The sequence below is a fragment of the Shewanella sp. SW1 genome, from assembly GCF_025653545.1.
GTDB classification, from domain to species: domain Bacteria; phylum Pseudomonadota; class Gammaproteobacteria; order Enterobacterales; family Shewanellaceae; genus Shewanella; species Shewanella oncorhynchi.
In genome coordinates, this window is record NZ_JAKKSG010000021.1 from 70,509 (window position 1) to 94,796 (window position 24,288).

The 24,288-nt window shown below is 43.8% G+C and carries 24 protein-coding genes, 2 tRNA genes and 1 pseudogene; 13 read left to right on the top strand and 14 right to left on the bottom strand.

Annotated features, from left to right (window positions below; translation table 11 throughout):
* Positions 1 to 33: 33 nt before the first annotated feature.
* Positions 34 to 1,305 carry a purine nucleoside transporter PunC gene (gene punC / locus L5M71_RS17865; protein ID WP_263209211.1) on the bottom strand — a complete coding sequence of 424 codons (1,272 nt, stop codon included), beginning with the start codon at positions 1,303 to 1,305 and terminating at the stop codon, positions 34 to 36.
* Positions 1,306 to 1,420: 115 nt separating this feature from the next.
* Between punC and punR the strand changes: the two genes are divergently transcribed.
* From punR to L5M71_RS17895, 6 genes are all read left to right on the top strand, one after another.
* On the top strand, positions 1,421 to 2,323 hold the full coding sequence (gene punR / locus L5M71_RS17870; RefSeq protein WP_028759950.1) for a DNA-binding transcriptional activator PunR: 903 nt from the start codon (positions 1,421 to 1,423) through the stop codon (positions 2,321 to 2,323).
* Between the two features lie 342 nt (positions 2,324 to 2,665).
* On the top strand, positions 2,666 to 3,325 hold the full coding sequence (locus tag L5M71_RS17875; protein ID WP_028759949.1) for a Bax inhibitor-1/YccA family protein: 660 nt from the start codon (positions 2,666 to 2,668) through the stop codon (positions 3,323 to 3,325).
* Between the two features lie 69 nt (positions 3,326 to 3,394).
* Complete coding sequence (gene tusD, locus L5M71_RS17880; RefSeq protein WP_028759948.1) at positions 3,395 to 3,784, top strand: sulfurtransferase complex subunit TusD; 390 nt, start codon at positions 3,395 to 3,397, stop codon at positions 3,782 to 3,784.
* A gap of 14 nt (positions 3,785 to 3,798) precedes the next feature.
* Complete coding sequence (gene tusC, locus L5M71_RS17885) at positions 3,799 to 4,155, top strand: sulfurtransferase complex subunit TusC (RefSeq protein WP_198573996.1); 357 nt, start codon at positions 3,799 to 3,801, stop codon at positions 4,153 to 4,155.
* Positions 4,155 to 4,436, top strand: a complete 282-nt coding sequence (gene tusB / locus L5M71_RS17890) for a sulfurtransferase complex subunit TusB (RefSeq protein WP_263209214.1) — start codon at positions 4,155 to 4,157, stop codon at positions 4,434 to 4,436. Before tusC ends, tusB begins: the two co-directional genes overlap by 1 nt.
* Positions 4,430 to 4,768 (top strand): TusE/DsrC/DsvC family sulfur relay protein, encoded by a 339-nt coding sequence (locus L5M71_RS17895; RefSeq protein ID WP_105252498.1) that lies wholly within the window; start codon positions 4,430 to 4,432, stop codon positions 4,766 to 4,768. The genes tusB and L5M71_RS17895 overlap by 7 nt, the downstream gene beginning before the upstream one ends.
* Positions 4,769 to 4,867: 99 nt before the next feature.
* On the opposite strand, the gene L5M71_RS17900 is transcribed toward L5M71_RS17895, so the two are convergent.
* From L5M71_RS17900 to lrp, 7 genes are all read right to left on the bottom strand, one after another.
* Complete coding sequence (locus tag L5M71_RS17900) at positions 4,868 to 4,990, bottom strand: hypothetical protein (RefSeq protein WP_028759944.1); 123 nt, start codon at positions 4,988 to 4,990, stop codon at positions 4,868 to 4,870.
* A gap of 19 nt (positions 4,991 to 5,009) precedes the next feature.
* Positions 5,010 to 6,296, bottom strand: coding sequence for a serine--tRNA ligase (gene serS, locus L5M71_RS17905; RefSeq protein WP_028759943.1), 1,287 nt, complete (start codon positions 6,294 to 6,296; stop codon positions 5,010 to 5,012).
* Positions 6,297 to 6,314: 18 nt separating this feature from the next.
* The gene (crcB, locus tag L5M71_RS17910; protein ID WP_028759942.1) at positions 6,315 to 6,689 is read right to left on the bottom strand and encodes a fluoride efflux transporter CrcB; all 375 of its coding nucleotides are present in this window, start codon (positions 6,687 to 6,689) and stop codon (positions 6,315 to 6,317) included.
* Entirely contained in the window at positions 6,682 to 8,013 is a 1,332-nt protein-coding gene (locus L5M71_RS17915; protein ID WP_198573993.1) for a replication-associated recombination protein A, read from the bottom strand. The genes crcB and L5M71_RS17915 overlap by 8 nt, the downstream gene beginning before the upstream one ends.
* 8 nt (positions 8,014 to 8,021) lie before the next feature.
* Positions 8,022 to 8,648 (bottom strand): outer membrane lipoprotein chaperone LolA, encoded by a 627-nt coding sequence (gene lolA, locus L5M71_RS17920; RefSeq protein ID WP_131525571.1) that lies wholly within the window; start codon positions 8,646 to 8,648, stop codon positions 8,022 to 8,024.
* A 55-nt stretch (positions 8,649 to 8,703) separates the two neighbouring features.
* On the bottom strand, positions 8,704 to 11,472 hold the full coding sequence (locus L5M71_RS17925; RefSeq protein WP_263143195.1) for a DNA translocase FtsK: 2,769 nt from the start codon (positions 11,470 to 11,472) through the stop codon (positions 8,704 to 8,706).
* Positions 11,473 to 11,814: 342 nt separating this feature from the next.
* Complete coding sequence (lrp, locus tag L5M71_RS17930) at positions 11,815 to 12,321, bottom strand: leucine-responsive transcriptional regulator Lrp (RefSeq protein ID WP_006081649.1); 507 nt, start codon at positions 12,319 to 12,321, stop codon at positions 11,815 to 11,817.
* A 179-nt stretch (positions 12,322 to 12,500) separates the two neighbouring features.
* Here lrp and ald point away from each other — a divergent pair, with 179 nt between their 5' ends.
* Together ald and trxB are read left to right on the top strand one after the other, a co-directional pair.
* A complete protein-coding gene (ald, locus tag L5M71_RS17935) occupies positions 12,501 to 13,616 on the top strand; it encodes an alanine dehydrogenase (RefSeq protein WP_263177168.1) in 1,116 nt (371 codons plus the stop codon).
* A gap of 337 nt (positions 13,617 to 13,953) precedes the next feature.
* A complete protein-coding gene (trxB, locus tag L5M71_RS17940; protein ID WP_219234163.1) occupies positions 13,954 to 14,907 on the top strand; it encodes a thioredoxin-disulfide reductase in 954 nt (317 codons plus the stop codon).
* Between the two features lie 263 nt (positions 14,908 to 15,170).
* Here the strand turns inward: trxB and rplT are convergent, their stop codons facing one another.
* From rplT to thrS, 4 genes are all read right to left on the bottom strand, one after another.
* Positions 15,171 to 15,527 (bottom strand): 50S ribosomal protein L20, encoded by a 357-nt coding sequence (rplT, locus tag L5M71_RS17945; protein WP_006081652.1) that lies wholly within the window; start codon positions 15,525 to 15,527, stop codon positions 15,171 to 15,173.
* Between the two features lie 16 nt (positions 15,528 to 15,543).
* Entirely contained in the window at positions 15,544 to 15,738 is a 195-nt protein-coding gene (rpmI, locus tag L5M71_RS17950) for a 50S ribosomal protein L35 (protein ID WP_006081653.1), read from the bottom strand.
* An 84-nt stretch (positions 15,739 to 15,822) separates the two neighbouring features.
* Positions 15,823 to 16,365, bottom strand: coding sequence for a translation initiation factor IF-3 (infC, locus tag L5M71_RS17955; RefSeq protein ID WP_012089240.1), 543 nt, complete (start codon positions 16,363 to 16,365; stop codon positions 15,823 to 15,825).
* A 3-nt stretch (positions 16,366 to 16,368) separates the two neighbouring features.
* Positions 16,369 to 18,297 carry a threonine--tRNA ligase gene (thrS, locus tag L5M71_RS17960; protein ID WP_028759936.1) on the bottom strand — a complete coding sequence of 643 codons (1,929 nt, stop codon included), beginning with the start codon at positions 18,295 to 18,297 and terminating at the stop codon, positions 16,369 to 16,371.
* 291 nt (positions 18,298 to 18,588) lie between these two features.
* On the opposite strand from thrS, the gene L5M71_RS17965 reads away from it, so the two are divergent.
* A complete protein-coding gene (locus tag L5M71_RS17965; RefSeq protein WP_263209217.1) occupies positions 18,589 to 18,822 on the top strand; it encodes a hypothetical protein in 234 nt (77 codons plus the stop codon).
* A gap of 241 nt (positions 18,823 to 19,063) precedes the next feature.
* A complete protein-coding gene (locus L5M71_RS17970; protein ID WP_263209220.1) occupies positions 19,064 to 19,264 on the top strand; it encodes a CPXCG motif-containing cysteine-rich protein in 201 nt (66 codons plus the stop codon).
* A gap of 34 nt (positions 19,265 to 19,298) precedes the next feature.
* Here the strand turns inward: L5M71_RS17970 and L5M71_RS17975 are convergent, their stop codons facing one another.
* A complete protein-coding gene (locus L5M71_RS17975; RefSeq protein WP_263209222.1) occupies positions 19,299 to 19,922 on the bottom strand; it encodes a riboflavin synthase subunit alpha in 624 nt (207 codons plus the stop codon).
* 33 nt (positions 19,923 to 19,955) lie between these two features.
* Between L5M71_RS17975 and L5M71_RS17980 the strand changes: the two genes are divergently transcribed.
* From L5M71_RS17980 to L5M71_RS17990, 3 genes are all read left to right on the top strand, one after another.
* The gene (locus tag L5M71_RS17980) at positions 19,956 to 21,335 is read left to right on the top strand and encodes an MATE family efflux transporter (protein ID WP_028759932.1); all 1,380 of its coding nucleotides are present in this window, start codon (positions 19,956 to 19,958) and stop codon (positions 21,333 to 21,335) included.
* A gap of 250 nt (positions 21,336 to 21,585) precedes the next feature.
* A tRNA-Val gene (locus tag L5M71_RS17985) sits at positions 21,586 to 21,662 on the top strand.
* Positions 21,663 to 21,699: 37 nt separating this feature from the next.
* A tRNA-Val gene (locus L5M71_RS17990) sits at positions 21,700 to 21,776 on the top strand.
* A gap of 1,371 nt (positions 21,777 to 23,147) precedes the next feature.
* Here L5M71_RS17990 and L5M71_RS17995 read toward each other — a convergent pair.
* Positions 23,148 to 23,416: pseudogene (locus L5M71_RS17995) on the bottom strand (transposase); the annotation flags it as partial.
* Positions 23,417 to 24,288: the final 872 nt, after the last annotated feature.

Below are 24,288 nucleotides of genomic sequence, written 5' to 3' on the forward strand. Positions count from 1 at the left end.
CTCTCAATTATGCGCCGATTGTTGCTATTACACTCAATCCGCTGGATTTTGCTTCACATCGGACATTATGCCTACCCGTGCGGGATCTGGCTTAGTGAAATGTTTGGCAAAGTCGCCCCACTCTTGTTGACTCTTAAGTATATAGCCGGCCACAACTAAGATAGCGCAACATAGGATACCCCAACCAATCGCCACTTCACCTAGGCTTGCCCACATAGCGACTAAGCTTGATGCACCAAAGGCAATGCTGATCTGTAAGAAGTTCTGTAATCCTGCGGCCTTAGCGGCATTCTGACTAAACTGCTGTAGCGCACTGTTCACGACTATTGGGTAAATGGCGCCATTAGCTGCGGCCAAAATCGAGAACGAAATAAGCAGTGGGAAAATCGTGCTCGCGGGATAAATCAGCGTGAACATGATGATCGAAATAACGCAGGCTGCGAAAATCGACAACAAGATATTCAGTGTTTGATGCCCGCCAATGCGTTTTATCAGTAACTTACTCGCATAACCCCCGACAATAAACATGATAGTTTGCGGGATAAAACTTAACCCAATTTCAGTCGCTTGATAACCGTGCATTTCCATCACAATCGGCCACACAGTTAGGTAGGCAAAGAAAGCACCGGAACAGGCACCGAAGATCACGACGTTGCCTAAATAGCGGGTGTTTTTCAAAATTTGCCCATAAGATACAGCGACATGTTCACTGTGTTTATGTTGACTCTTACCTGGAACAAAGTACAAGGTCATCAATACCAGCAGAAAAGCGATAACACACAAGGAGATAAAGATTGCACGCCAGCCTAATTCGTTCAGAATATAAGCGCCAAGGATCGGTGCTAATGCAGGCGATAATGCGACCAATGGCATAATGTTACTGAAAATACCTTGGGCTTTATCGGCATCATATTGTTCAACCACAATAGCTTGCCAAATAACCCCTGCACTACAGGCGCCAATGGCTTGGAAGAAGCGCGCGGTATTGAGCATGAATATAGAATCACTGTTGGCAATAAACACGCTAGCAATGGCAAATAAAACAAGGCCAAAGATCAGTGCCCAACGTTTGCCGATTTTATTGACTAACGGGCCGTAAAGCAGCTGACCTAAGGCAAGACCCGCAAGGAAACAGGTCAACGACATCGCTACCTGTGATGGTGTGCTGTTAAATGAGCCTTCAATTGCTTTGAAAGCAGGCAAATACATGTCAGTGGCAATAAAGCCAAGCATGCTCAACATGGCTAAATAGAATAGAAACATAAAGAACTTTATGTTTACAAAGGTGTTACTAGACGTTTTCATAAAATAATCGGGTCAGATTGACTAATGTGTGCAGTCTAAAGACTTGTTAAATTTATTGGAAACGTTTATTTTTGACTTGTGCTATCAATTATTTTCATTGGAATGGACGTCAGTTATGCTCTCAGAACAAGCGCTAGAACTCATTGATATTGTGGCTCGTGTAGGTAGTTTCACCGCGGCGGCGAATCGGCTGCATAAAGTGCCCTCTGCCGTGAGCTACGCGGTCAAGCAAATAGAAGAAGAACTCGGCGTCATTCTTTTTGAACGGCATCATCGCAGCGTAACGTTAACCCCTGCGGGTGAACATTTTGTGAAGCAAGCCAGAACCTTGCTCACGCAAATGGACGAGATGAAACGTGGCACTCAGCGCGTGGCAAATGGTTGGCAACCCACCTTGTCCATAGCCCTTGATAATATCGTCCGTGCCGACAGGATCAGCGTATTAATTGCTGACTTTTATCGACACTTCCATGATATTGAATTAATTATTCGCATTGAGGTCTTTAACGGGGTTTGGGAAGCGCTCGCCACGGGTCGCAGTGATATTGCTATTGGTGCGACAACCGCAATTCCAGTCGGTGGTGTTTACCAATATAAAGATATGGGGGATATTGAGTGGGCGTTTCTTGTTAGTAAAAATCATCCCTTGGCCAGTATTGACCGCCCATTAAGTGACGATGAGCTACGCCCTTTTCCCTCGATTTGTTTAGAAGATACCTCTCGGGAAATTCCAAAACGTATGACTTGGTTGCTAGAGAATCAACGTAGGTTAGTCGTACCTGATTGGATCCGTGCCATTAACTGTTTCCGCGAAGGTTTAGGCGTCGGTTATATGCCAGTGCATTTAGCGAGCGTGTTTATTAAGGCGGGTGCGCTCGTTGAGAAACAACTGGAAAATCCAAAGCAGACAAGCCCTTGTTGCTTGGCCTGGAATGCTGACAAGATGTCGCCTGCACTTGCTTGGGTGCTGGAATATCTTGGCGATACTGAAAAATTGCACAAAGAGTGGCTGGCTTAAGCTTGGTTTAAACTCAATATGCTGATCTAGTCATTGAATGAAATCAGCGTTGAGTGTGATTGTGTACCGTCTGCTTATGTACAGACTAAATCTTTACCTTCATAGTGGATGAAGACGCAGATACAAGAATCTTATTTTTTTGCTTTGCAGTTAAAGTTGAAATAAATAATTGAGTAAAATTTTGAAGATTAACAATTTGTTATTCATGGTTCTATGACTTTCACCCGTATCTCATGTACGGTATCATTACACCAGTTAAGTTCATTTTAGGATTTTACGGGAACTTAGTGTGCCGTAAAAAATCAAAATGATCAGTTCGGAAATGTGTCAACGGAGATCAACATGACCCAAGAAACCTTATATTCGACGAGTGCGTCAACACTGGAAGTGAACAAACTTCTTAAGAACACTTATATGCTGTTATCGATGACATTGGCCTTCTCTGCCCTGTGTGCGGGTTTGGCAATGGCATTAAATATCAGTCCCTTAGTCTCCATTGGTTTATCAATTGGTGGCCTAGTACTGTTGTTTGTCACTTTACGTAAAGCCGAGTCTGCAGCGGGTATCTTCTGGGTGTTTGCCTTTACAGGTATGGAAGGTGCCTCACTGGGCTACATGCTCAATCACTACGCGGGTATGGCAAACGGTCCACAGCTGATCATGCAAGCACTGGGGTTAACGTCAGTGATTTTTGTTGCGTTATCAGCCTATGCCGTGACCACTAAGAAAGATTTCTCTTTCCTACGTGGATTCTTGTTCGCCGGCTTGATTGTGGTGATCGCCGCCGCTGTGATTAATATTTTTATGGGTAACAGTGTTGCCTTTATGGCAATTAACGCAGGCTTGGCGTTACTGATGACAGGTTTTATCCTGTTTGATACTAGCCGTATCGTCAATGGCGGCGAAACTAACTACATTCGCGCGACTATCTCGTTATACTTAGACTTCTTAAACCTCTTCATCGCGCTGTTGCACCTGATGGGCATAGGCAACGATGACTAATCCTAGTTAGCGATTTTTAGCTTAACTTGCGTTAGAATGGCCCTACTTTTAGGGCCATTTTTATTTTAAATGAGCAAATTTATTATCCAAGTGAACGGGCCCGCTTATGGCACGTCGGCGAGTGTTAATGCCTTACGCTTCTCCCAAGCTGCACTTTTAGCTGGGCATCAGATTATCTGTGTGTTTTTTTATCAAGATGGCGTGTATAACTCCACAGATTTAAGCTTACCCGCCTCCGATGAAAACGATGTGATCAGTGACTGGAAACAGCTGGCGCAATCCCATCAGGTTCCGTTAGTCAATTGCGTTTCTGCAGCGCTACGTCGCGGCATTGTGAGTCAGCAAGATGCCAGCGAGAATGGCCTTAGCCACTGGAATGTGGGCGAGTCATTTATCATGGGCGGTTTAGGTGAGCTAATCACAGGTATTGAATCGGCCGATCGTTTGATCAGTTTTTAACTCTCAGGGCTACTATGAAAAAATTGTGTATCCTATTTCGCTGCTCGCCACATGGTACTGTTCGTGGCCGCGAAGGTTTAGATCTTGCCCTGCTTAGCGCTAGCTTCGAACAAGAAGTGAGTTTAGTGTTTGTTGATGAAGGTGTGTTGCATTTGATTAAAGAGCAACTGCCTGAGCTTATCGGTGCTAAAGATTACATCTCCACCTTTAAAGCACTGCCGCTGTATGATATTGGATCTGTATTTGTCTGTAAGCAATCCTTAGCCGATTACGGCTTAAGCCATGGCTTACTGTCGATCCCAGTGACAGTCGTCAACGATGAAGCCATCGCAGCCCATTTAAACCAAGTGGATGAGGTCTTAGTATTCTAATGATTTTACATCATATTCAAACATCTCCCAGTCGAGATAGCGCGCTGAAACTTTGTTTACGTTACGCCTGTAAGGAAGATGCGATTTTATTATCGAGCGATGGCGTTAACGCGTTACTGCTGCGCCAGTGGGCAATGGCATTATCGCCCTTCAAGTTGATGGTCTTAAAAGACGATGTTGTCGCACGTGGACTATCCGAACGTTTAAAGAACGTGATGTTTATCGATTACAATGAGTTTGTGGCTCAATCATTACTCCATGACAAGGTGATAACGTGGTAAATCCATTGCAATTTAATGGCGCAGAAATCGCCCGTGACCATCAAGGTTATTTAAAAAATCTTAACGATTGGCAACCCGATATGGCCCTGTTGTTAGCGGCAGAAGAGCAAATTGTACTTACGCCAGCCCATTGGGAAGTGATTAACTTTGTTCGAGATTTCTATCTCGAATATAAAACGAGCCCTGCTATTCGTGTATTAGTTAAAGCCATTGGCCAAGCCTTAGGACCAGACAAAGGCAATTCAAAATACTTATATACCCTATTCCCGATTGGACCTGCGAAACAAGCAACGAAAATCGCGGGCCTGCCCAAACCAGCTAAGTGTATTTAATGGCAAAGGGTTAAGTCATCACGTAAACATGACACAAACAAAAAGGCATGTTCCCTTGGGAAACATGCCTTTCTTTTTACTTGAACAAAGTTGATAGGGTTATTTGACGTTTTCTAACACAACCCAGATGGCTTTGCCTACGGTGGCAAGCATTACAGCAAAAAATACTGCAATCACAGCGGTATAGGAAAGCCAACGGAGATAGCGCTGGCCTTTATCCATAGTATTATTTTGTGTTCCATTAGCCTATTTGAGTCAAACCGCCCATGTAAGGACGCAGAACTTCAGGGACTGTGATACTGCCATCAGCATTTTGATAGTTTTCTAAAATAGCCACTAAAGTACGACCTACAGCTAAACCTGAGCCGTTTAACGTATGCAATAGCGCAGGCTTATTGTCTGCTTTCACACGGTAACGCGCTTGCATACGACGGGCTTGGAAATCCTTCATGTTTGAGCAAGAAGAAATCTCACGATAGGTATTTTGTGCTGGTAACCAGACTTCGATATCGTAGGTTTTGCTTGAGCCAAAGCCCATATCGCCAGTACATAAAATCACAGTTCGATACGGTAAACCTAAACGCTGCAATACAGTTTCAGCATGACCTGTCAGCGCTTCAAGTGCCGCCATTGAATCTTCAGGCTTAACAATTTGCACCATTTCAACTTTATCGAATTGGTGCTGACGGATCAGACCACGGGTATCTTTGCCGTATGAGCCCGCTTCGCTGCGGAAACATGCAGTATGCGCAGTTAACTTTATTGGCAGCTCGTCTTCATCAACAATGCTATCGCGAACTAAGTTCGTTAATGGCACTTCTGCGGTTGGGATAAGGCTCAAGCCTTGGCCTTCTTCAGTCGCAGGTTTAGTGTGGAATAAGTCTTCACCAAACTTAGGTAGCTGGCCTGTGCCGAGTAAGCTTGCCTCGTTAACCAGTAATGGCACATAGGCTTCGGTATAACCGTGCTCTGTGGTATGTAAGTCCAACATGAACTGACCAATGGCGCGATTTAAGCGGGCGACTTGGCCTTTCATTACGATGAAACGTGAGCCAGTAATTTTAACGGCATTTTTAAAATCTAAGCCGTTTAAGCCTTCACCTAAATCGATATGATCTTTAATCGGGAAATCAAAAGTGCGTGGCGTCCCCCAACGTCTCACTTCAACGTTCTCTGTTTCATCGGCACCCATTGGTACTGATTCATCAGGCAGGTTAGGCATAGACATGGCAATGGCATTGACTTCTTCAAGTACAGCGGCCAGTTCAATCTTTTTGGCATCCAACTGTGAACCTAAATCGCCCACTTGCGCCATGATTGCGTCAACATCTTCACCACGGGCTTTAGCTTGGCCAATGGATTTGGAGATGGCATTACGCGACGCTTGTAATTCTTCGGTAGCCACTTGCAGTGACTTACGCTTTTCTTCTAATTGAATGAGATGAGCTATGTCTAAAATAAAGCCACGGGTAGCCAGTCGCTCAGCGGTAACTTCTAATTCGTTGCGCAAAAATTTAGGATCTAACATGTGATATATTCTTAATAGTTAAATGCGAGAAAAAACCAGTTGTTGACCTAAGTACACCATGAATAAACATAGACTTAGATTCAACACCACATTCAAAATCGCCTTCAGCCAATCCCCTTCTTGCATCAGCAACAAGGTTTCATTAGAGAAAGTCGAAAACGTTGTCAAAGCACCTAATAGACCGATACCTATAAGCGCTTTGAGTTCAGGGCTGATATGACTCATTTGCCCCAGAGCGTAAATTACGCCCATAAAAAATGAACCTATAACATTAACCAACAGTGTACCAAAAGGAAAACTGCTGCCAAATACTTGGATCATGAATATTGAAATAAGATAGCGTAAAACTGCTCCAATTGACCCGCCGAAAGCCACTAATAAGATGTTAGTCATATCTTTTGTTCTCACTGGCTTGATCTAACTGGGCTAATTGCGCCAATTTATCTTTAATACGCTTCTCAAACCCTCGCTCAGTCGGAAAATAAAACTGTGCTGTTTGCAGGGATTCGGGGAAATAATTTTCACCACTGGCATAGGCATTGGCTTCATCGTGGGCATATCGATACCCAGCTCCCATGCCGATGTCTTTCATTAACTGAGTCGGTGCATTGCGTAAATGGTGCGGCACTTCGACTTGCCCTGTTTCGCGAGCTAACGCACGCGCCGCCTTAAATGCGGTATACACAGCGTTGCTCTTAGGCGCACTGGCAAGATAAACAATGGCTTGTGCTATTGCTCTCTCACCTTCGGCGGGGCCAACACGGTGAAAACAATCCCAGGCATTTAGTGCGATTGTCATCGCCGCAGGATCGGCATTGCCCACATCTTCAGAGGCAATCGCCAGTAAGCGCCTTGCCACGTAAAGCGGATCGCCACCGCCTTCTAATATTCGACAAAACCAATACAACGCGGCATCAGGTGCTGATCCGCGAATGGATTTATGTACAGCCGAGATTAAATCGTAAAACTGATCACCGTTCTTATCAAAACCAGCAACTTGGTGCCCCGCCACTTGAATTAACATTTCAGTGGTAAAGGTGCCACCGTCGATGAGCATATCACTCATCAACTCAATAAGATTTAACGCTTTACGGGCATCACCATCACAAAGTTGTGCCAATGTGGTGAGCACATCGGTTGGCATTACAAATTGTCGTAGGCCTAAACCGCGCTCGTTATCGTTTAAGGCTTGAGTCACTATATGGGCGATTTCATCATGGCTTAAGCGCTTGATAAGATAGACCCTTGCCCGCGAGAGTAAGGCATTATTGATTTCAAAAGACGGATTTTCTGTGGTCGCGCCGATAAAGATCACTGTGCCATCTTCAATAAATGGCAGAAAGGCATCCTGCTGACTCTTATTAAATCGGTGGACTTCATCGACAAACAATAGAGTACGTTGGCCACGGGATTCTGCAACGGCTTTTGCTTGCTCAATCGCGGCGCGAATGTCCTTAACGCCAGAGGTGACCGCGGAAATGCGCTCAACGTGAGCATTTGAATAATGTGCGATTAATTCAGCTAAGGTTGTTTTACCTGTGCCCGGCGGTCCCCACAACATCATGGAATGGGCGCGCCCAGCTTCCAATGCTTTGCGTAGTGGTTGGCCCTCACCCAGTAAATGGGCTTGACCTATGTACTCGCCAATCGTTCTTGGCCGCATGCGTGCGGCCAAGGGACGAAAATCGGGTGCAAAATTAAACGATAAACTGCTCACGCGATAGCCTAATGCGCTGCTTTACGACGTTGATCATCAACATCGACGCTGTCTGGGATCACAAAGGTGAACAAGGCTTTGTCTTTATTTGTGATGGCTTGCTGATTGCTTAAATCAAACAGGCTTAAATTACCTTTATCATCGGCAACATTAAAGTTGACTAACTGGGTATTTTTGAAACACACATTGACGGACAATATGCCCGAATCAATCGCCTTAGGTTTGATCTCATAGCAATCTTGTTTCTTGGACACTGAATACTGTGACCAAGTCGCATCGTCGCGGTGGACGAGCAATGCGATGGGAGATGCATTGATTGCTTCAGCAAAATCCATGATGACCACCTCCTCGGCGAAAGGATTGTAGATCCACAAATCTTTACCATCAGCGACAATCTGCGATTCATCGGGCTGGGTTAAATGCCAATAAAATTGATTCGGATACGCTAAGGCAAAAATGCCAGACCCCGTTTGAATAACCTTTTTATTGACATCTGTTACGGTTTGTTTGAAATCGGCTTTTAGTGAAGCGGTACCAATCAATTTTTCCCTGAGCTGCTGCGCATCATCGGCAAACACAGCCGCGCTAAATAGCAAAGGTGAAGCTAACAACACAGCGCATAATCGTTTTTTCATTTTATTCCTTACCCTGTAAACCCTTGGGTGTATCAAAGCTACGCCTTAGCGCGGCTTAATAATGTTTTGGTGCTGGCGGCGCTAAGACTTCACGGTTACCGTTGTGGCCTTGAGCAGAAACAATACCTTGTGCTTCCATCTGTTCAATAATGCGGGCTGCACGGTTATAACCAATCTTAAATTTACGCTGTACGCTTGAAATCGAGCCGCGACGAGTTTCAGTCACAAAGGCGACTGCTTCATCGTATAACGGATCATATTCTTCGTCTGATTCAGCGGTTTCACCAGGCAATAATACTTGTTCACCATCACTGGCACCGTTGAGGATTTCTTCGATATATTGCGGTTTGCCACGGGCGCACCAGTCGGCAACGACACGGTGAACTTCATGATCATCAACGAACGCACCATGAACACGATTCGGTACCGCGGTACCCGGTGGCAAAAATAACATGTCACCCATACCAAGCAAGGTTTCGGCACCCTGTTGATCTAAAATGGTGCGCGAATCGATACGAGATGACACTTGGAACGCCATACGTGTGGGAATGTTGGCCTTAATCAAACCTGTGATCACATCCACTGACGGTCTTTGGGTTGCCAAGATCAAATGTATCCCTGCAGCACGCGCTTTTTGGGCAATACGGGCAATCAACTCTTCAACTTTTTTACCAACAATCATCATCATGTCAGCAAATTCATCGACCACGACAACAATCGATGGCAGCTTATCTAACGCAGGCGCTTCAGGCTCCATGCTGTCGGATGACTTCCACATAGGATCTAAAATCACTTCGCCATTGGCTTTCGCTTCGGCAATTTTAGCGTTATAGCCCTTGATGTTACGCACGCCCATCATAGACATCAGCTTGTAGCGACGTTCCATCTCGCCGACACACCAACGCAGCGCATTGGCAGCTTCTTTCATGTCGGTCACGACTTCACATAGCAAATGCGGAATACCTTCATAGACAGACAATTCCAACATTTTGGGGTCGATCATGATAAAGCGTACATCTTCTGGGCCAGACTTATACAGTAAGCTGGTGATCATCACGTTTACACCCACAGACTTACCAGAGCCTGTAGTACCGGCTACCAATAAATGTGGCATTTTACCAAGATCAACAACAACGGGGTCACCAGCAATATCTTGGCCTAACACCATAGTTAAGTTGGATTTACTCTCAGTAAAGGCGGCACAATCTAACACATCGCGCATAAACACGGTTTCGCGGAATTTATTGGGCAATTCGAGTCCGACATAAGCCTTACCCGGAATAACTTCAACCACGCGCACACTTTCAGCCAGTAATGAACGAGCTAAATCCTTTGATAGATTAGAGATTTTTGACGCTTTAACGCCCGGCGCTAATTCTAATTCAAAGCGTGTGATCACAGGACCTGGATACACACCCACTACATTGGCGATGATGTTGAAATCGGCCAGTTTAAGCTCAACAAGGCGGGCGACTTGATCCAATTCCTCTGGGCTGATCGGATTCTTCTTACGGTCAGGTATGTCGAGCAAGTTAATACTCGGCAGAGGATCCATCGGTTTTTTCGGTGCGGGTTTATCTTCTTGTCCTGGCAATACCACAATGCCATCGACAATTTTAGCTTTTTGATCTTGCTTATTACGCTGCGCTTGATTCACTGCACCTGTTGACACTTTAGTATCAAAATCAATGACGTCATCATCGCTAAAACCTAGACTTTCATCATCATCCTCATCTTCTGTAAATGCTTGACTGCTAAACACTGGCTCATTGTCATCATGATCGAATGAATGCGAATTAAAATCGGCACTGTCTTGCTCATTGGCATTTGAATGTTGAGGCTCAGCTAACCAAGGTGGCGCTTCAAAATTGCCATGGGCGGCCAAATCATCATTATCGATTTGTGGCTCAACCCGTTGTGCACTCTTACTTTTACTGCCATTCAAGCTCAGAATTTTTGCAAGCGCCGATAGTTTGTTTTTTGGCGACGAATTATTCTCAGTTTCAGTAATAATACCTTCTGGTTCAATGACCATATCATCAGTGGCAGCATATAGCGTTGGGGTTATCTCAGCTCTACGACCAATATGACGCTCACGCACCTTAGGCTTTTCAACTATGGGGGGCTTTTCTAGCACATATTGGGATTCACGGCGCTGTTTAAACTTATCCACCACGGACATAAAACCACGGGTATCCTCGGTTTCATGCTCACGCTTCATCGCTTGCGGCAATAATTTTAACTTTTTATAAATCCAAATAGAGACTAAGCCGATTTTCTCGACCACAGTCAGCCAGCTAATCCCAGTCAACAGCGTAAAGCCTGAGCCCAAGAAACACAGCAGTAATAAGGTAGTGCCGAGTTTATTAAAATACGGCAACATGGCTTGGCCTATGACATCACCCGCCACTCCGCCTGCCGAAAACTCGTAGATGTTGTTGGCATTCATACTCGCCAAAGCAGAAAATCCTAGAATGATCAGTAAAAATCCAATCAATCTCAGGGCCACAGAAAAGTAATCAATTTCAAGTAAATGATGGGCACGTTTGAACAATAACCAACCTGTCGATGCGACAATGATTGGCATGATATAAGCCGTAACGCCGAAGAAATATAACAGAATATCGGCAATCCAAGCCCCTACTGCCCCGGTCCAGTTTTTAATATCGCCTTGAAAATGCGACTGACTCCAACCAGGATCAGACGGACTAAAACTCGTCAATGCGAGCAAAATATAAGTGGCGAGAACACAACAAATGATGAGTCCGCCTTCCAGCAGACGTTGCAGGCCAGTGAGCGTGCGTACACTATTTCCTTGAGACAAACGACGTAATCCATAAAAGTGAAAACAGGTGGGCTAACGATACCAGAATCCCACTAAATGTGGAGCACATTAGCCTGTTTTTCTATACAGAATTGGTCATGATTGGCAAAATTTAGTCTATTGAGGTGTTTTAGTGTGCTTTTAGGGAGGAATGAGTTATTACACAAACACTTCCGTTAACAAATTTGTTTAAAAATGCCACAAAAAGAAGCCCCTAAGTTAGCAAACTTAAGGGCAATACAAGGCTAATAGCAATAAGCGTTAAATGAGATGGATATATCGACGTTACTGATAAATAAGGGGCCTAAGCCCCTTATTGTAAAACCAAACAATCAGGGTAATTTAGATATCTGAGAGTAGATGATTTATCGCTACACGACTGGTGTGCTTAACTTCTTCCATCACAACATAAGTACGCGTGTCGGAAACAGAAGGTAATTTCAATAAAGTTTCACCTAACAAGCGACGATAAGCCGACATATCTGAAACACGAGTTTTCAGTAAGTAGTCAAAATCGCCTGAAACCAGATGACATTCTTGAATATCATCTAGTAGTTGCACTGCACGGTTAAACTTATCAAACACTTCGGGAGTATCACGGCTTAATGTGATTTCCACGAATACCAGTAGGGATGCACCCAAGAAATGAGGATTCACCAATGCGGTATAGCCATTGATGTAACCTTGCTTTTCGAGACGTTTTACTCTTTCTAAACACGGAGTTGGACTTAGTCCGACTCTTTTTGACAATTCCACATTTGAAATGCGGCCATCAAGTTGTAGTTCATTAAGAATGTTGCGATCGATGCGATCCAAGTCTTTTACAGGACTCTTTTTATTATATGCCATTTATTTAACCTTGCTTTATCACTAAAACAACATTTTATTCTACGTATGCCGAAAGTTCAGCAGCATAAACTGCGTCGCCGATACTATACTAGATATCCCTGAATTAATCACGTTCAGGTCACGATAAAATAACAATTATGCCCATTAAAAGTGGGATTTCAGGCAATTGAGGCTCAAAGATGATTATTGGTGTTCCCAAGGAAATTAAAAACCACGAATATCGTGTCGGTATGGTTCCTTCTAGTGTTCGCGAGTTGGCGATCAAAGGTCACGACGTTTTTGTTGAAACAAATGCAGGCATAGGTATTGGTTTTTCAGATCAAGATTATATTGATGCTGGCGCCACAATTTTAGCGACTGCTACTGAAGTTTTTGCTAAAGCGCAGATGATTGTAAAAGTAAAAGAGCCTCAAGCAGTTGAACGCGCTATGTTGCGTCACGATCAGATTTTATTTACTTATCTGCATCTTGCTCCAGATTTACCGCAAACTGAAGATTTAATCAAAAGTGGTGCCGTATGTATCGCTTACGAAACTGTGACAGACGATCGTGGTGGCCTGCCTTTGCTTGCTCCTATGTCTGAAGTCGCTGGTCGTATGTCAATCCAAGCTGGCGCTATGGCATTAGAGAAATCTTCTGGTGGCCGCGGTATGTTGCTGGGCGGCGTACCGGGAGTTGAGCCTGCTAAAGTCGTCATTATTGGCGGCGGTATGGTTGGTACTAATGCAGCACAAGTGGCAGTTGGTATGGGTGCTGATGTTGTTGTTCTTGATCGCAGTATTGATGCTCTGCGTCGTTTAAATGTGCAATTCGGTTCTGCTGTAAAAGCCATTTACTCAACTGCAGATGCAATTGAACGTCATGTTATTGAGGCCGATCTTGTGATTGGTGGTGTACTAATTCCAGGTGCTGCGGCGCCAAAATTGGTTACTCGTAGCATGATTTCACGTATGAAGCCTGGCAGCGCTATCGTTGACGTGGCGATCGATCAAGGCGGTTGTGTTGAAACTTCACATGCCACTACTCACCAAGATCCTACCTATATCGTTGATGATGTTGTGCATTACTGTGTTGCAAATATGCCTGGTGCGGTCGCTCGCACTTCAACATTTGCGCTTAACAATGCAACCTTACCGTACATTCTCAAGTTAGCAAATTTAGGCTATAAAGAAGCGCTGTTGCAAGACAAGCATTTTCTTAATGGCTTAAACGTCATGCACGGTAAAGTGGTGTGTAAGGAAGTGGCTCACGCCCTAAACTTAGCGTTCACATCTCCTGCGACACTATTAGTATAAGTTTTTAATTAACTTAACTTTTTATGTGGATTTAAGCTGACTTTACTTAGTATGTAATTCAAATCGGTCTCGATACAATTGAGGCCGATTTTTTTATTGGGTAGAAATACGCTCCACTACGATCACACCATCATATTTATACAAGCTCATCCCGTGCTTCATTTCGTGGTTCACACTTAAGCTATTTATGTTTTCACAGTAAAGTAAAACTGACACTCTCCATACCAAAACGGATGGACTCGATTAGTGCAATCTAAAAGAATCGCCCTCCAACACTTTACCCCCACAGGTAAATTCCCTACAATCCTTGCAATTTGCTAAAGGCACGGAGATAAAAATGAGCCAAGTCAGACATTGTAACTTATTGATTTTGGGTTCAGGCCCAGCAGGATATACCGCAGCCGTTTATGCTGCGCGTGCGAATTTAAAACCTGTGATGATCACAGGTATGCAGCAAGGCGGTCAATTAACCACGACGACTGAAGTTGAAAACTGGCCTGGTGACGCGGACGACTTAACGGGTCCAGCCTTGATGGAACGTATGCAGAAGCATGCTGAAAAGTTCGATACTGAAATCTTGTTCGATCATATCAACGAAGTAACCCTTACCGAGCGCCCTTTCCGTCTGAAAGGCGATAACGGCGAGTACACCTGTGATGCGCTGATCATCGCAACTGGCGCTTCTGCCCGTTACTTAGGGTTAGAGTCAGAAGAAGCTTTCAAAGGTCGCGGTGTATCAGCCTGTGCAACCTGTGATGGCTTCTTCTATCGCAATCAAAAAGTCGCTGTGATCGGTGGCGGCAATACCGCCGTTGAAGAAGCATTATATTTAAGCAATATTGCTGCTGAAGTTCACCTCATCCATCGCCGTGACACCTTCCGCTCAGAAAAAATCTTGATCGACCGTCTGATGGACAAAGTCGCCAATGGCAACATCATCCTTCACTTAGATCAAACCATGGATGAAGTGGTTGGTGATGCCATGGGTGTGACAGGTCTAAAGATGAAGAGCACTAAAGATGGCTCGATCACTGACTTATCCGTTGCTGGCGTGTTCGTCGCTATTGGTCACAGCCCTAATACCGGTATTTTTGAAGGCCAGTTGGAAATGAACCACGGTTATTTAAAAGTTCAGAGTGGCTTGCAAGGTAACGCCACGCAAACCAGTATCGAAGGTGTTTATGCCTGTGGTGATGTGATGGACCAACATTATCGTCAAGCCATTACTTCTGCTGGCACCGGCTGTATGGCTGCACTCGATGCAGAGCGTTATTTAGACGCTAAGAAGTAACTAGACTCGATTTTTCAACGAATAGCAGGTTTAGCCTGCTATTTTTTTAGGTCAAAATCGTTAAGCAATAGCAAAATTTTTGCGGGCTTACCAGTAAGTACTGTTCACGCGCGCACGTGTCTTTCCTTCACGATTCTTAATCTTGTACCAGTTAGATGGGCGCTTATAAGTGTTTAGGTAAATAACATCATTAGGTTAAGTCAAAAATGGCGCACAAAAAAAGGGACCAAATGGTCCCTTCTCTACAGCAACAAACTAATTTCTTAGTTTAACGCTTCTTTTGCTTTTTCAACTAAAGTTGCAAATACAACTTTGTCGAATACAGCGATGTCAGCCAAAATCTTACGATCGATTTCGATAGACGCCTTTTTCAGACCGTTGATGAAACGGCTGTAAGACAGACCATTTTGACGAGCGGCAGCATTAATACGTGCAATCCAAAGTTGACGGAATTGACGTTTTTTCTGACGACGGTCACGGTAAGCATATTGACCAGCTTTAGTTACTGCTTGAACAGCAACACGGTAAGTACGGCTACGAGCGCCATAATAACCTTTAGCTAGTTTTAAAACTTTCTTGTGACGAGCACGAGCGGTTACACCACGCTTAACTCTTGGCATTTTCTAATCTCCTAAATTAAGCGTAAGGTAATTGACGCGCGATTGCTGGAACGTCAGCTTTTGATACTAAACATTTGGCACGTAAGTGACGTTTACGTTTAGTGCTTTTTTTCGTCAAAATGTGACGTAAGTGTGCTTGCTTGCGCTTGAAACCATTAGCGGTTTTCTTAAAACGCTTCGCTACACCCTTATCTGTTTTCATTTTAGGCATTTCTAAAACTCCGCATTGGGATGTTTAATAAAAAGCAAGGCGAGCAAAGGCCATAGACCTTTGCTACTTTAAGTTTTGCCCTACTTATTTCTTTTTAGGCGCTAGCACCATAATTGCTTGTCGGCCTTCCATTTTCGGGAAAGATTCAACAACCGCATACTCGTCCAAATCAGCCTTGATACGGTTCAATAGATCCATACCCAGGTTTTGGTGTGCCATTTCGCGACCTCGGAAACGAAGCGTAATCTTCGCTTTGTCCCCGTCTTCCAGAAAACGTATCAGGTTGCGTAGTTTTACCTGATAGTCGTTTTCGTCAGTTCCAGGACGGAATTTAATTTCCTTGACCTGGACCTGCTTTTGCTTCTTCTTTTGTTCCTTGGCTGACTTAGCCTTATCAAAAAGGAACTTACCGTAGTCCATAATGCGACATACTGGAGGTTCAGCATTTGGGCTGATTTCTACTAGGTCTACACCTGCTTCATCTGCCAAATTCTGAGCATCTCTGATGCTTACCACACCAATAGCTTCACCATCAATGCCTGTTAAGCGTACTTCTGGTACACCTGTGATTTCTTCATTGATTCTATTAGGGGCCGGCTGACGCCCTGCTGTTTTTTTGATCTTTATGACCTATTCCTCCAACAATTTGAGACTACGGAGCGAAATCTGTTGATGGATTTTAGTGGCGAAATCTTCAAGTCGCATCTTACCTAAATCGATACCATCACGGGTACGCACCGCTACTTCCTTATTTTCCATTTCTTGATCGCCAACGACCAACAAATAAGGGACACGCCTTAAGGTGTGCTCGCGTATTTTAAAGCCTATTTTCTCATTCCTCAAGTCAAAAGACGCTCGAATACCTTGTTCTTTGAAGAATTTTACGACTTCTTCAACATAATCAGCCTGTTTATCGGTGATATTCATCACGACAACTTGCATTGGGGCTAACCAAGTTGGGAAACGTCCTGCATATTCTTCTATCAAGATACCCAAGAATCGTTCCAAAGAGCCTAAAATAGCACGATGGATCATCACTGGGGTCTGACGGCTGTTATCTTCGGCAACGTAAGTTGCACCAAGACGGCTTGGCAACGCATAATCGAGCTGCACAGTACCACATTGCCACGCTCGGTCCAAACAATCGTGTAAAGTAAATTCGATTTTTGGTCCGTAGAACGCGCCTTCGCCTGGCAAAATAGTGAATTCAATATTATTGGCACGCAGAGCTTGCTTAAGTGCTTCTTCCGCTCTGTCCCACATCGCATCGTCACCGATACGTTTCTCTGGGCGAGTCGACAGTTTTACTACGATATTTTCAAAGCCGAAGGTAGCGTAAGTATCGTAAACCATCTGGATACAGGCACTCACTTCTTCTTGAACTTGGCTGTCAGTACAGAAAATATGGGCGTCATCTTGCGTAAAGCCACGTACACGCATTAATCCGTGTAACGAGCCTGAAGGTTCATTACGGTGACAGCAACCAAATTCAGCCATACGCAATGGCAGATCACGGTAAGATTTCAACCCTTGGTTGAAGATCTGCACGTGGCCTGGGCAGTTCATTGGTTTGATGGCGTATTCGCGGTTTTCGCTGCTGGTCGTGAACATGGCTTCTGAGTATTTATCCCAGTGACCAGAACGTTCCCACAACACGCGGTCCATCATTAATGGGCCTTTCACTTCTTGGTAAGTGTATTGGTTTAGCTTACGGCGAATGAATCTTTCTAATTCGAGGAAGATGCTCCAACCGTCGTTATGCCAAAACACCATACCCGGTGCTTCTTCTTGCATGTGATACAAGTCGAGCTGCTTACCGATTTTACGGTGGTCACGCTTAGCCGCTTCTTCAAGACGGGTTAAGTGTGTGCTAAGGGCTTTTTTGTCGGCCCAAGCAGTACCATAGATACGTTGCAACATCTTGTTTTCTGAGTTGCCACGCCAATAAGCGCCGGCAATGCTCATTAATTTAAAATGTTGGCAGAAACGCATGTTAGGTACGTGCGGTCCACGACACATGTCAGTGTATTCTTCGTGATGATACAGCGCAGGCGTCGCGTCTTTGCTGATGTTCTCATCCAGAATGGCAATCTTATAATCTTCACCGCGCGCAGCGAATGTATCACGGGCTTCTTGCCAGCTAACGACACGTTTTACTACGTCATAGTTGGTTTTTGCCAGTTGAAGCATGCGCTTTTCTAATGCGTCGATGTCATCTTGAGTCAACTTGTGCTCAAGGTCGATATCATAGTAGAAGCCATTATCGATAACAGGACCAATCGCCATCTTGGTTTCTGGCCACATTTGCTTAATCGCGTGACCTAATAAATGCGCGCAAGAATGGCGAAGAATTTCAACACCTTCTTCGTCTTTGGCGGTAATGATTGATAGCTCAGCATCGGTTTCAATGAGATCGCAAGCATCTTTTAATTCGCCATTAACGCGGCCAGCGATACAAGCTTTCGCTAAACCAGGGCCAATATCAGCGGCAACATCGAGGGTCGATACAGCATGAGCAAACTCGCGTTTGCTACCATCGGGAAGTGTAATTACAGGCATGAAATGTCCTTTCCAGTGGTGACCCACACGTAGGGCCACTTGGTTTTAGTTAATGTAAGAGAAATGCTCGCTAGGTTAAGACAGTACAGGAGTCTTAGCCGCCTTGCGTAGCAGGGCGTTTATTCTAAGGGATTGTAGCTAAAAGGCGCAAGCATATTGACCAGAATTGGGATTGGAAACAAAAAGCAAATTCATGATTTTGCAGTGTCTTGGTAACTTCTTGGTCATCTAACTCCCCTATTCTAGCGCCAGTTTATTGGGCATCACTGAAAACATGACAAGGGAGTTGATATGTTGAACTGCATTCTACTGGCTGTAACACTCACGCACACAGCAACCGCTTTACCTGAGCCACAGGTGAAAATCACAAGCAAATCTTTGATTGATACTCAAGTGTTACTCGTTGATATTAAAAGTGAACTTGAGCAACAGATGCAGCGTTTAACGCTGGATATTACCCAAAATGCCCGCGATGGCGTGTTACACAGCAATGAAATGGAGGGGTTAGTGACGGTAAAGGACTAGTTTTTAGAAGATATAATGATCCAACAAGAAAATATTTAACCAGAAGGTCTATCATGCTGCGTTTTGAGACCGACTTCATCTAAGTCAGTGCACTGCACTCTGCTGTATACTCAAATAGGAAGCACATAAAGCGCACTCAGGTTTCGAATATCGACAAAGCGCAGACAATATAAGCGTACGAAGGGTGAGATGCGTTGATTGAGCGGAGCGATTCGCTCTATTGGCGATAAGGAGTTGCACCATGAGAGTCATGAACAAAATTATTGCTTGTCCCCACTGCGGGCACCATCAAGATATCAGTATCGATGCCAGCTGTGGAGACCAAGATTATTACGATGACTGCCGAATTTGTTGTAATCCGATTCACTTACGCTTACACATCGATGAATCGAGACGAACGGTTGAGCTGTATATCGACTCAGACGACGAGCAAATCTATTAAATGAGATTGCACTACCCGTTGTGATGACACGAAACTAATGCGCTTGCTCGTTAAAACGTCTGGCCAGCACGCGCTCGACGGTGTCGACGATAACTTGCGTTTGGCTGTCGATCTCGATATTGAGTTCATCCCCCACTTTGCACAGGCTTAAATTGGTCAGTTTTAGGGTTTCAGGAATTAAGTGCAACTTAAAACCGGAGTCACTCACCTCGCCAACCGTTAAACTACAGCCATTAACGCCAACAAAACCTTTATAAAAAATGTAATCCATCCATTTAGGCTCAATGCCCAGTGTCAGATCATAATGCTGTTCTGTATGGCTAATATCGATGACTTTGGCCTTAGTATGGATATGGCCAGAGAGAATGTGCCCACCAATTTCACTACCAAAAGTTAACGAACGCTCAACATTAACGCTTTGACCTATAGACAAATTAGCCAGATTCGTCAGTCGCAAGGTCTCTTCCACTACGTCGAAAAATACCCTATCATCAACGACCTGAGTCACAGTAAGACATACCCCGTTATTTGCCACACTTGCACCAATCGCAAGTCCCTCATGCAAATCAGGTTCGAACGCTACCTCAAGGGTATTTAGGCCATCTTTCTTATGTATTGCAACCACCTCGCAGGTGGCTTGAACTATACCTGTAAACATTTTTTGCTCGCTTAATCGTTAAAGGCTGTATTTATGAATCATTCAGGCTATCAAGCCAAACGTTTAATCCAACTGGCGCTGCCGGTACTGATAGCTCAGGTCACTCAGACCATGATGGGCTTTATTGATACTGTTATGGCGGGCCGTGTTAGTGCGGTTGATATGGCCGCCGTCGCAGTCGGCACTAGCCTTTGGTTACCCGCTATTCTGTTCGTCCAAGGTTTGCTGATGGCTTTTACGCCTTTATTTGCCCACTATAATGGCGCGAATAATCAAAAAGCCATCCAACCTTTGGCCTTTCAAGGTGCCTATCTTGCCATTATAGGCGGCATTGGTGTGATGGTTTTCCTCGCATCTGCGCCCTTTGTGCTTAGCCATATGGATTTAGAACCCGAATTATACCGCTTAACCATAGGATATCTCGACGGTATTTTATGGGGCGCGCCCGCATTTGTGCTTTATCAAGTGCTACGCGGCTGCAGTGAAGGTATATCCTATACCTTACCGACCATGGTTATTGGTTTTGTCGGTCTAGCCGTAAATATCCCCGCTAACTATATTTTTATTTATGGACACTTTGGCGTACCGGCCATGGGCGGTGCAGGCTGTGGTATCGCCACTGCACTCGTATTCTGGGCCATGCTAGTTGCCATGACCATTTACATGCAGTTACATAAAAAATTCGCGGCTTTAGCTCCCTTCAGTAAATTTCATCGCCCAGACTTTGAAACTATGAAGAAAATGACCAAACTCGGCATGCCGATAGCAATGGCGCTATTTTTTGAAGTGAGTTTATTTGCCATCATAGCGCTATTACTCGCGCCACTTGGCGCAACAGTGGTCGCAAGTCACCAGATTGCGCTCAACTTTTCTGCCATCGTATTTATGCTGCCGTTATCTATCGGTATCGCGGTATCGATTCGGATTGGTTATTACTTAGGCCGTGATCGCGCCGATATTTCCGCTGTGGTCACTAAAGTGGGCTTATGGCTGGCACTATCCCTTGCTCTAACGACAGCGGTCTTGACCGTATTATTTAGATTCCAAATTGCGAAACTTTATAATGGTGATCCTGAAGTGGTTGCCTTAGCCGGCAGCTTGATGTTGATGGCAGCCCTGTATCAATTATCTGATTCAGTTCAAGTGGTCGCAGCGGGTGCTCTTCGCGGTTATAAAGATACACGCAGCGCTTTTTATATCACGCTGTTTTCCTACTGGGGCATTGGTATGTCACTCGGTTATACCTTAGCTTATACGGACCATATCGTTCCCGCGATGGGCGCCCATGGATTCTGGGCAGGATTGATTGCGGGCTTGACCTCAGCAGCGCTGTTATTTTTCATTCGTCTGCGTTACATCCAAAAGCATGGCGTGCATTTGAGCCTTATTGAAGGTGACAGTGTTCACCATTGATTGCATTAATGGCGAGCGACAGTGCTCGCCTTTTGGTTTATCAGTTTGATTTCGATGCATTCTCTGAAGTAAAGCGAATAAAAAATTGCGGTTTTATCGGCGGCATTGTTGAAACACTGGGCAAGTTGCACAGCAATTCACCATTTGACGACAAATTTGTTTTTTTTGCTTGCCAGCCCTGCGCTATGCCCCTAATATAGCGCTCGTTCCAAGGCGCAACGCTTTTGAATAGCTTGTTAAATTTTGCGATGCACCCGTAGCTCAGTTGGTTAGAGCACTACCTTGACATGGTAGGGGTCGGTGGTTCGAGTCCACTCGGGTGTACCACTCTCTTCAAAGAGTCTAAATTTGAAATTCAAACAGTGCACCCGTAGCTCAGTTGGTTAGAGCACTACCTTGACATGGTAGGGGTCGGTGGTTCGAGTCCACTCGGGTGTACCATTTCTTGCTATAACTGCCTATAAAACTTAAATTTACTATAATCTCCCATTAAGATTTTCAATTTATATTTGTGCCTAATGTAAAACTTTCGTGCCTAAACACATTTTTTTGCAGTGACATTCAAGCATGCCCTCCTCCTTAGTTCTGCCTGATGATGCTTTGATTGCTTAACCTACATTTATCGATGTTTCCTCAAAATTTGCCATATTCCTTTATTTGTGCCTGTTTCGTGCCAAACATGTTGGCACAAGATGCTATTGACGATTTTTATGTTGACCATTACCGTAGTTGGCACATAGGAGTTGATTTAAATTTAAATCTGCCTGAAATAATCAAAGATATTACCCACAGAATAATTCGACCATATATCCCAAATATCGTACAAGTCGATTTTTCAATAACTTTGGAATTGATGTCTATCTTAGAGCGCACAGCTAAATTCGTAAAAATTTGAATAGCTATCCTAAATGTTTGATATCGCAGAATCGTCATATGCTATTGCAGTAAAATTAAGGGCATTCTTGGAACATAAAATACATTATTATATGTCACTATCCCATTAGGAACAAAACATCGAGTTTTATCTAATATTAGTATTTTAAATGATGCTGTTCTTCAAGATAATTAGTTCATTTGAAACTGAACTGCATTTTAATAAAAACATGTGAAACTCTAGTTTTTCCAAGCAGATTTGAGCAGTATAAAAATGCATACATAGTCAGTTTATCAGCAATCTCTCGATCTGCGAACTCATTTTGGGACACTAAAATCTTCTAAGCTCTGAGAGTTTGTGGTTCACTACATAATAACACTAAAAATCGTTTAGCGAATTAGTGATTAACTAAACTTGTTCAAGTTGGCTATTTTATCGTAAGCATTTAGTTGGTCTATAAATGAAACTAATCACAACAGTTGCAACCGATTAAGAAACTGAGCAGTATTTAAAGTGACGTTTTAAGGGGAATGGTAAAAAGGCTACTTCAAAGTAGCCTTTCATAACTTTTATTATTTTTTTGATGATTTACTAGGTTTTAAATCTGGGGTATTGCCGGGAGTATTTTTATTGTCACGTCGGCGTTGATCAGGTTTCCCTGTCGATTCAGCTATTGGTTTCGGACCAGGCTTAAGACTCATGTTAATTATCCTTAGAATTTAAGAGGGATTTCCCTCAAAATAGACATTAGGGCGTAATGGGATTTTTCAAGGTCTGCACAAAAATTAAACTAATACCGTTGTATCCAAAAGTTAAATTTGTCGTCAAATGTCCTTTAGAGCATGTTAAAAGTTTCATAATAAATCAGCACTGATTTATCAGGCACTGTGTAGCATTACTAACATTTGACATGCTTTGTAGCTTACAAGATACTATATAATGGCGCCACGAATCTTGGTTTTAAAAGCAATATTGGACGTTTACTGATGCAGGTGTAATGCGGGCAAGATATTGGGATGTCACCCAGTTTAAATATCGAATTGATGAAACCCTGTAGGGCTCGCAGTCGTATAGAGAAAATACGCTTAACCATTAACGCAGTGGTAATGGCTAAGTCGCTTAAACTCTGAGGGCTACCTTTCTTGGGCTGCTCTACCTTGGCTTTCCACTTAGTAATTGTATCCTCATCTATCCAACCGCGGTTGATTAAAGCTTGGTTGTATTACTTCCAGTTGGTTGTTTTATAGCGAGGTTTTGACACGGTTGTTGGGTAAGTTGACAGGCGATGCCGTTCAGATCAGCGGCTACGGCTTTGGTTCAACCGATTTAGGAAACAAGGTCATTTGAATTTGTAGAGTACATAAATTGCCATGAGTTAAATCTAAACCTCTTACTAAAGGGCCAAATTCAGTGTTCCACACAATTATGTAGTGGCTTACAAAAATTAGCCAACTTGATAGAAACTAGGTGAATTATGCTGCACATTACTAACTCGAAAAAAGATATGCACTTTAATAGAAGTTAAAGTGCATTTTTCGCGTGTTTTAGCGCTTAATCGACGTGTTTTGTGCATTATCGTAACAGATTCATGCAAAACTCAGTTTATGCAGCACAATATGCATAAATAGTCACATATCTATCAGTCTTTAATGTTTTACTCTTAATCAGCAAAGAAAACGCAATAGCATGACTGAGGAGTAAGTAACTCGCTTTTGGACAAAAGCGCGTTAGCTATATTACTCAAAATTGTCTTGTTCACATTACGTTAAGTATGGCGAAGGTCAAAAGCGTAGACATTGCAGAGGTCAATTCTAATTGGATGGCCAAATTCACCGTACCATATATGGACGCCTCAGCTTTTACAACACCGTTGAATGATTGGTTCACTACCATATATTCGGCGTCTAAATAGGCTTTTTTACCCGCGCCATGATGTAAATCCGAAACCTATTACCTTATCACTACATCGGCATTTAATGCCTTGGCACAGTCAGGCTCTAATAGGTACGGTTGACCGTTTATTCATCAGTGCATGTAAACTGTTACGTGATACTTAACGTCTTACGCAAACGCTTTATT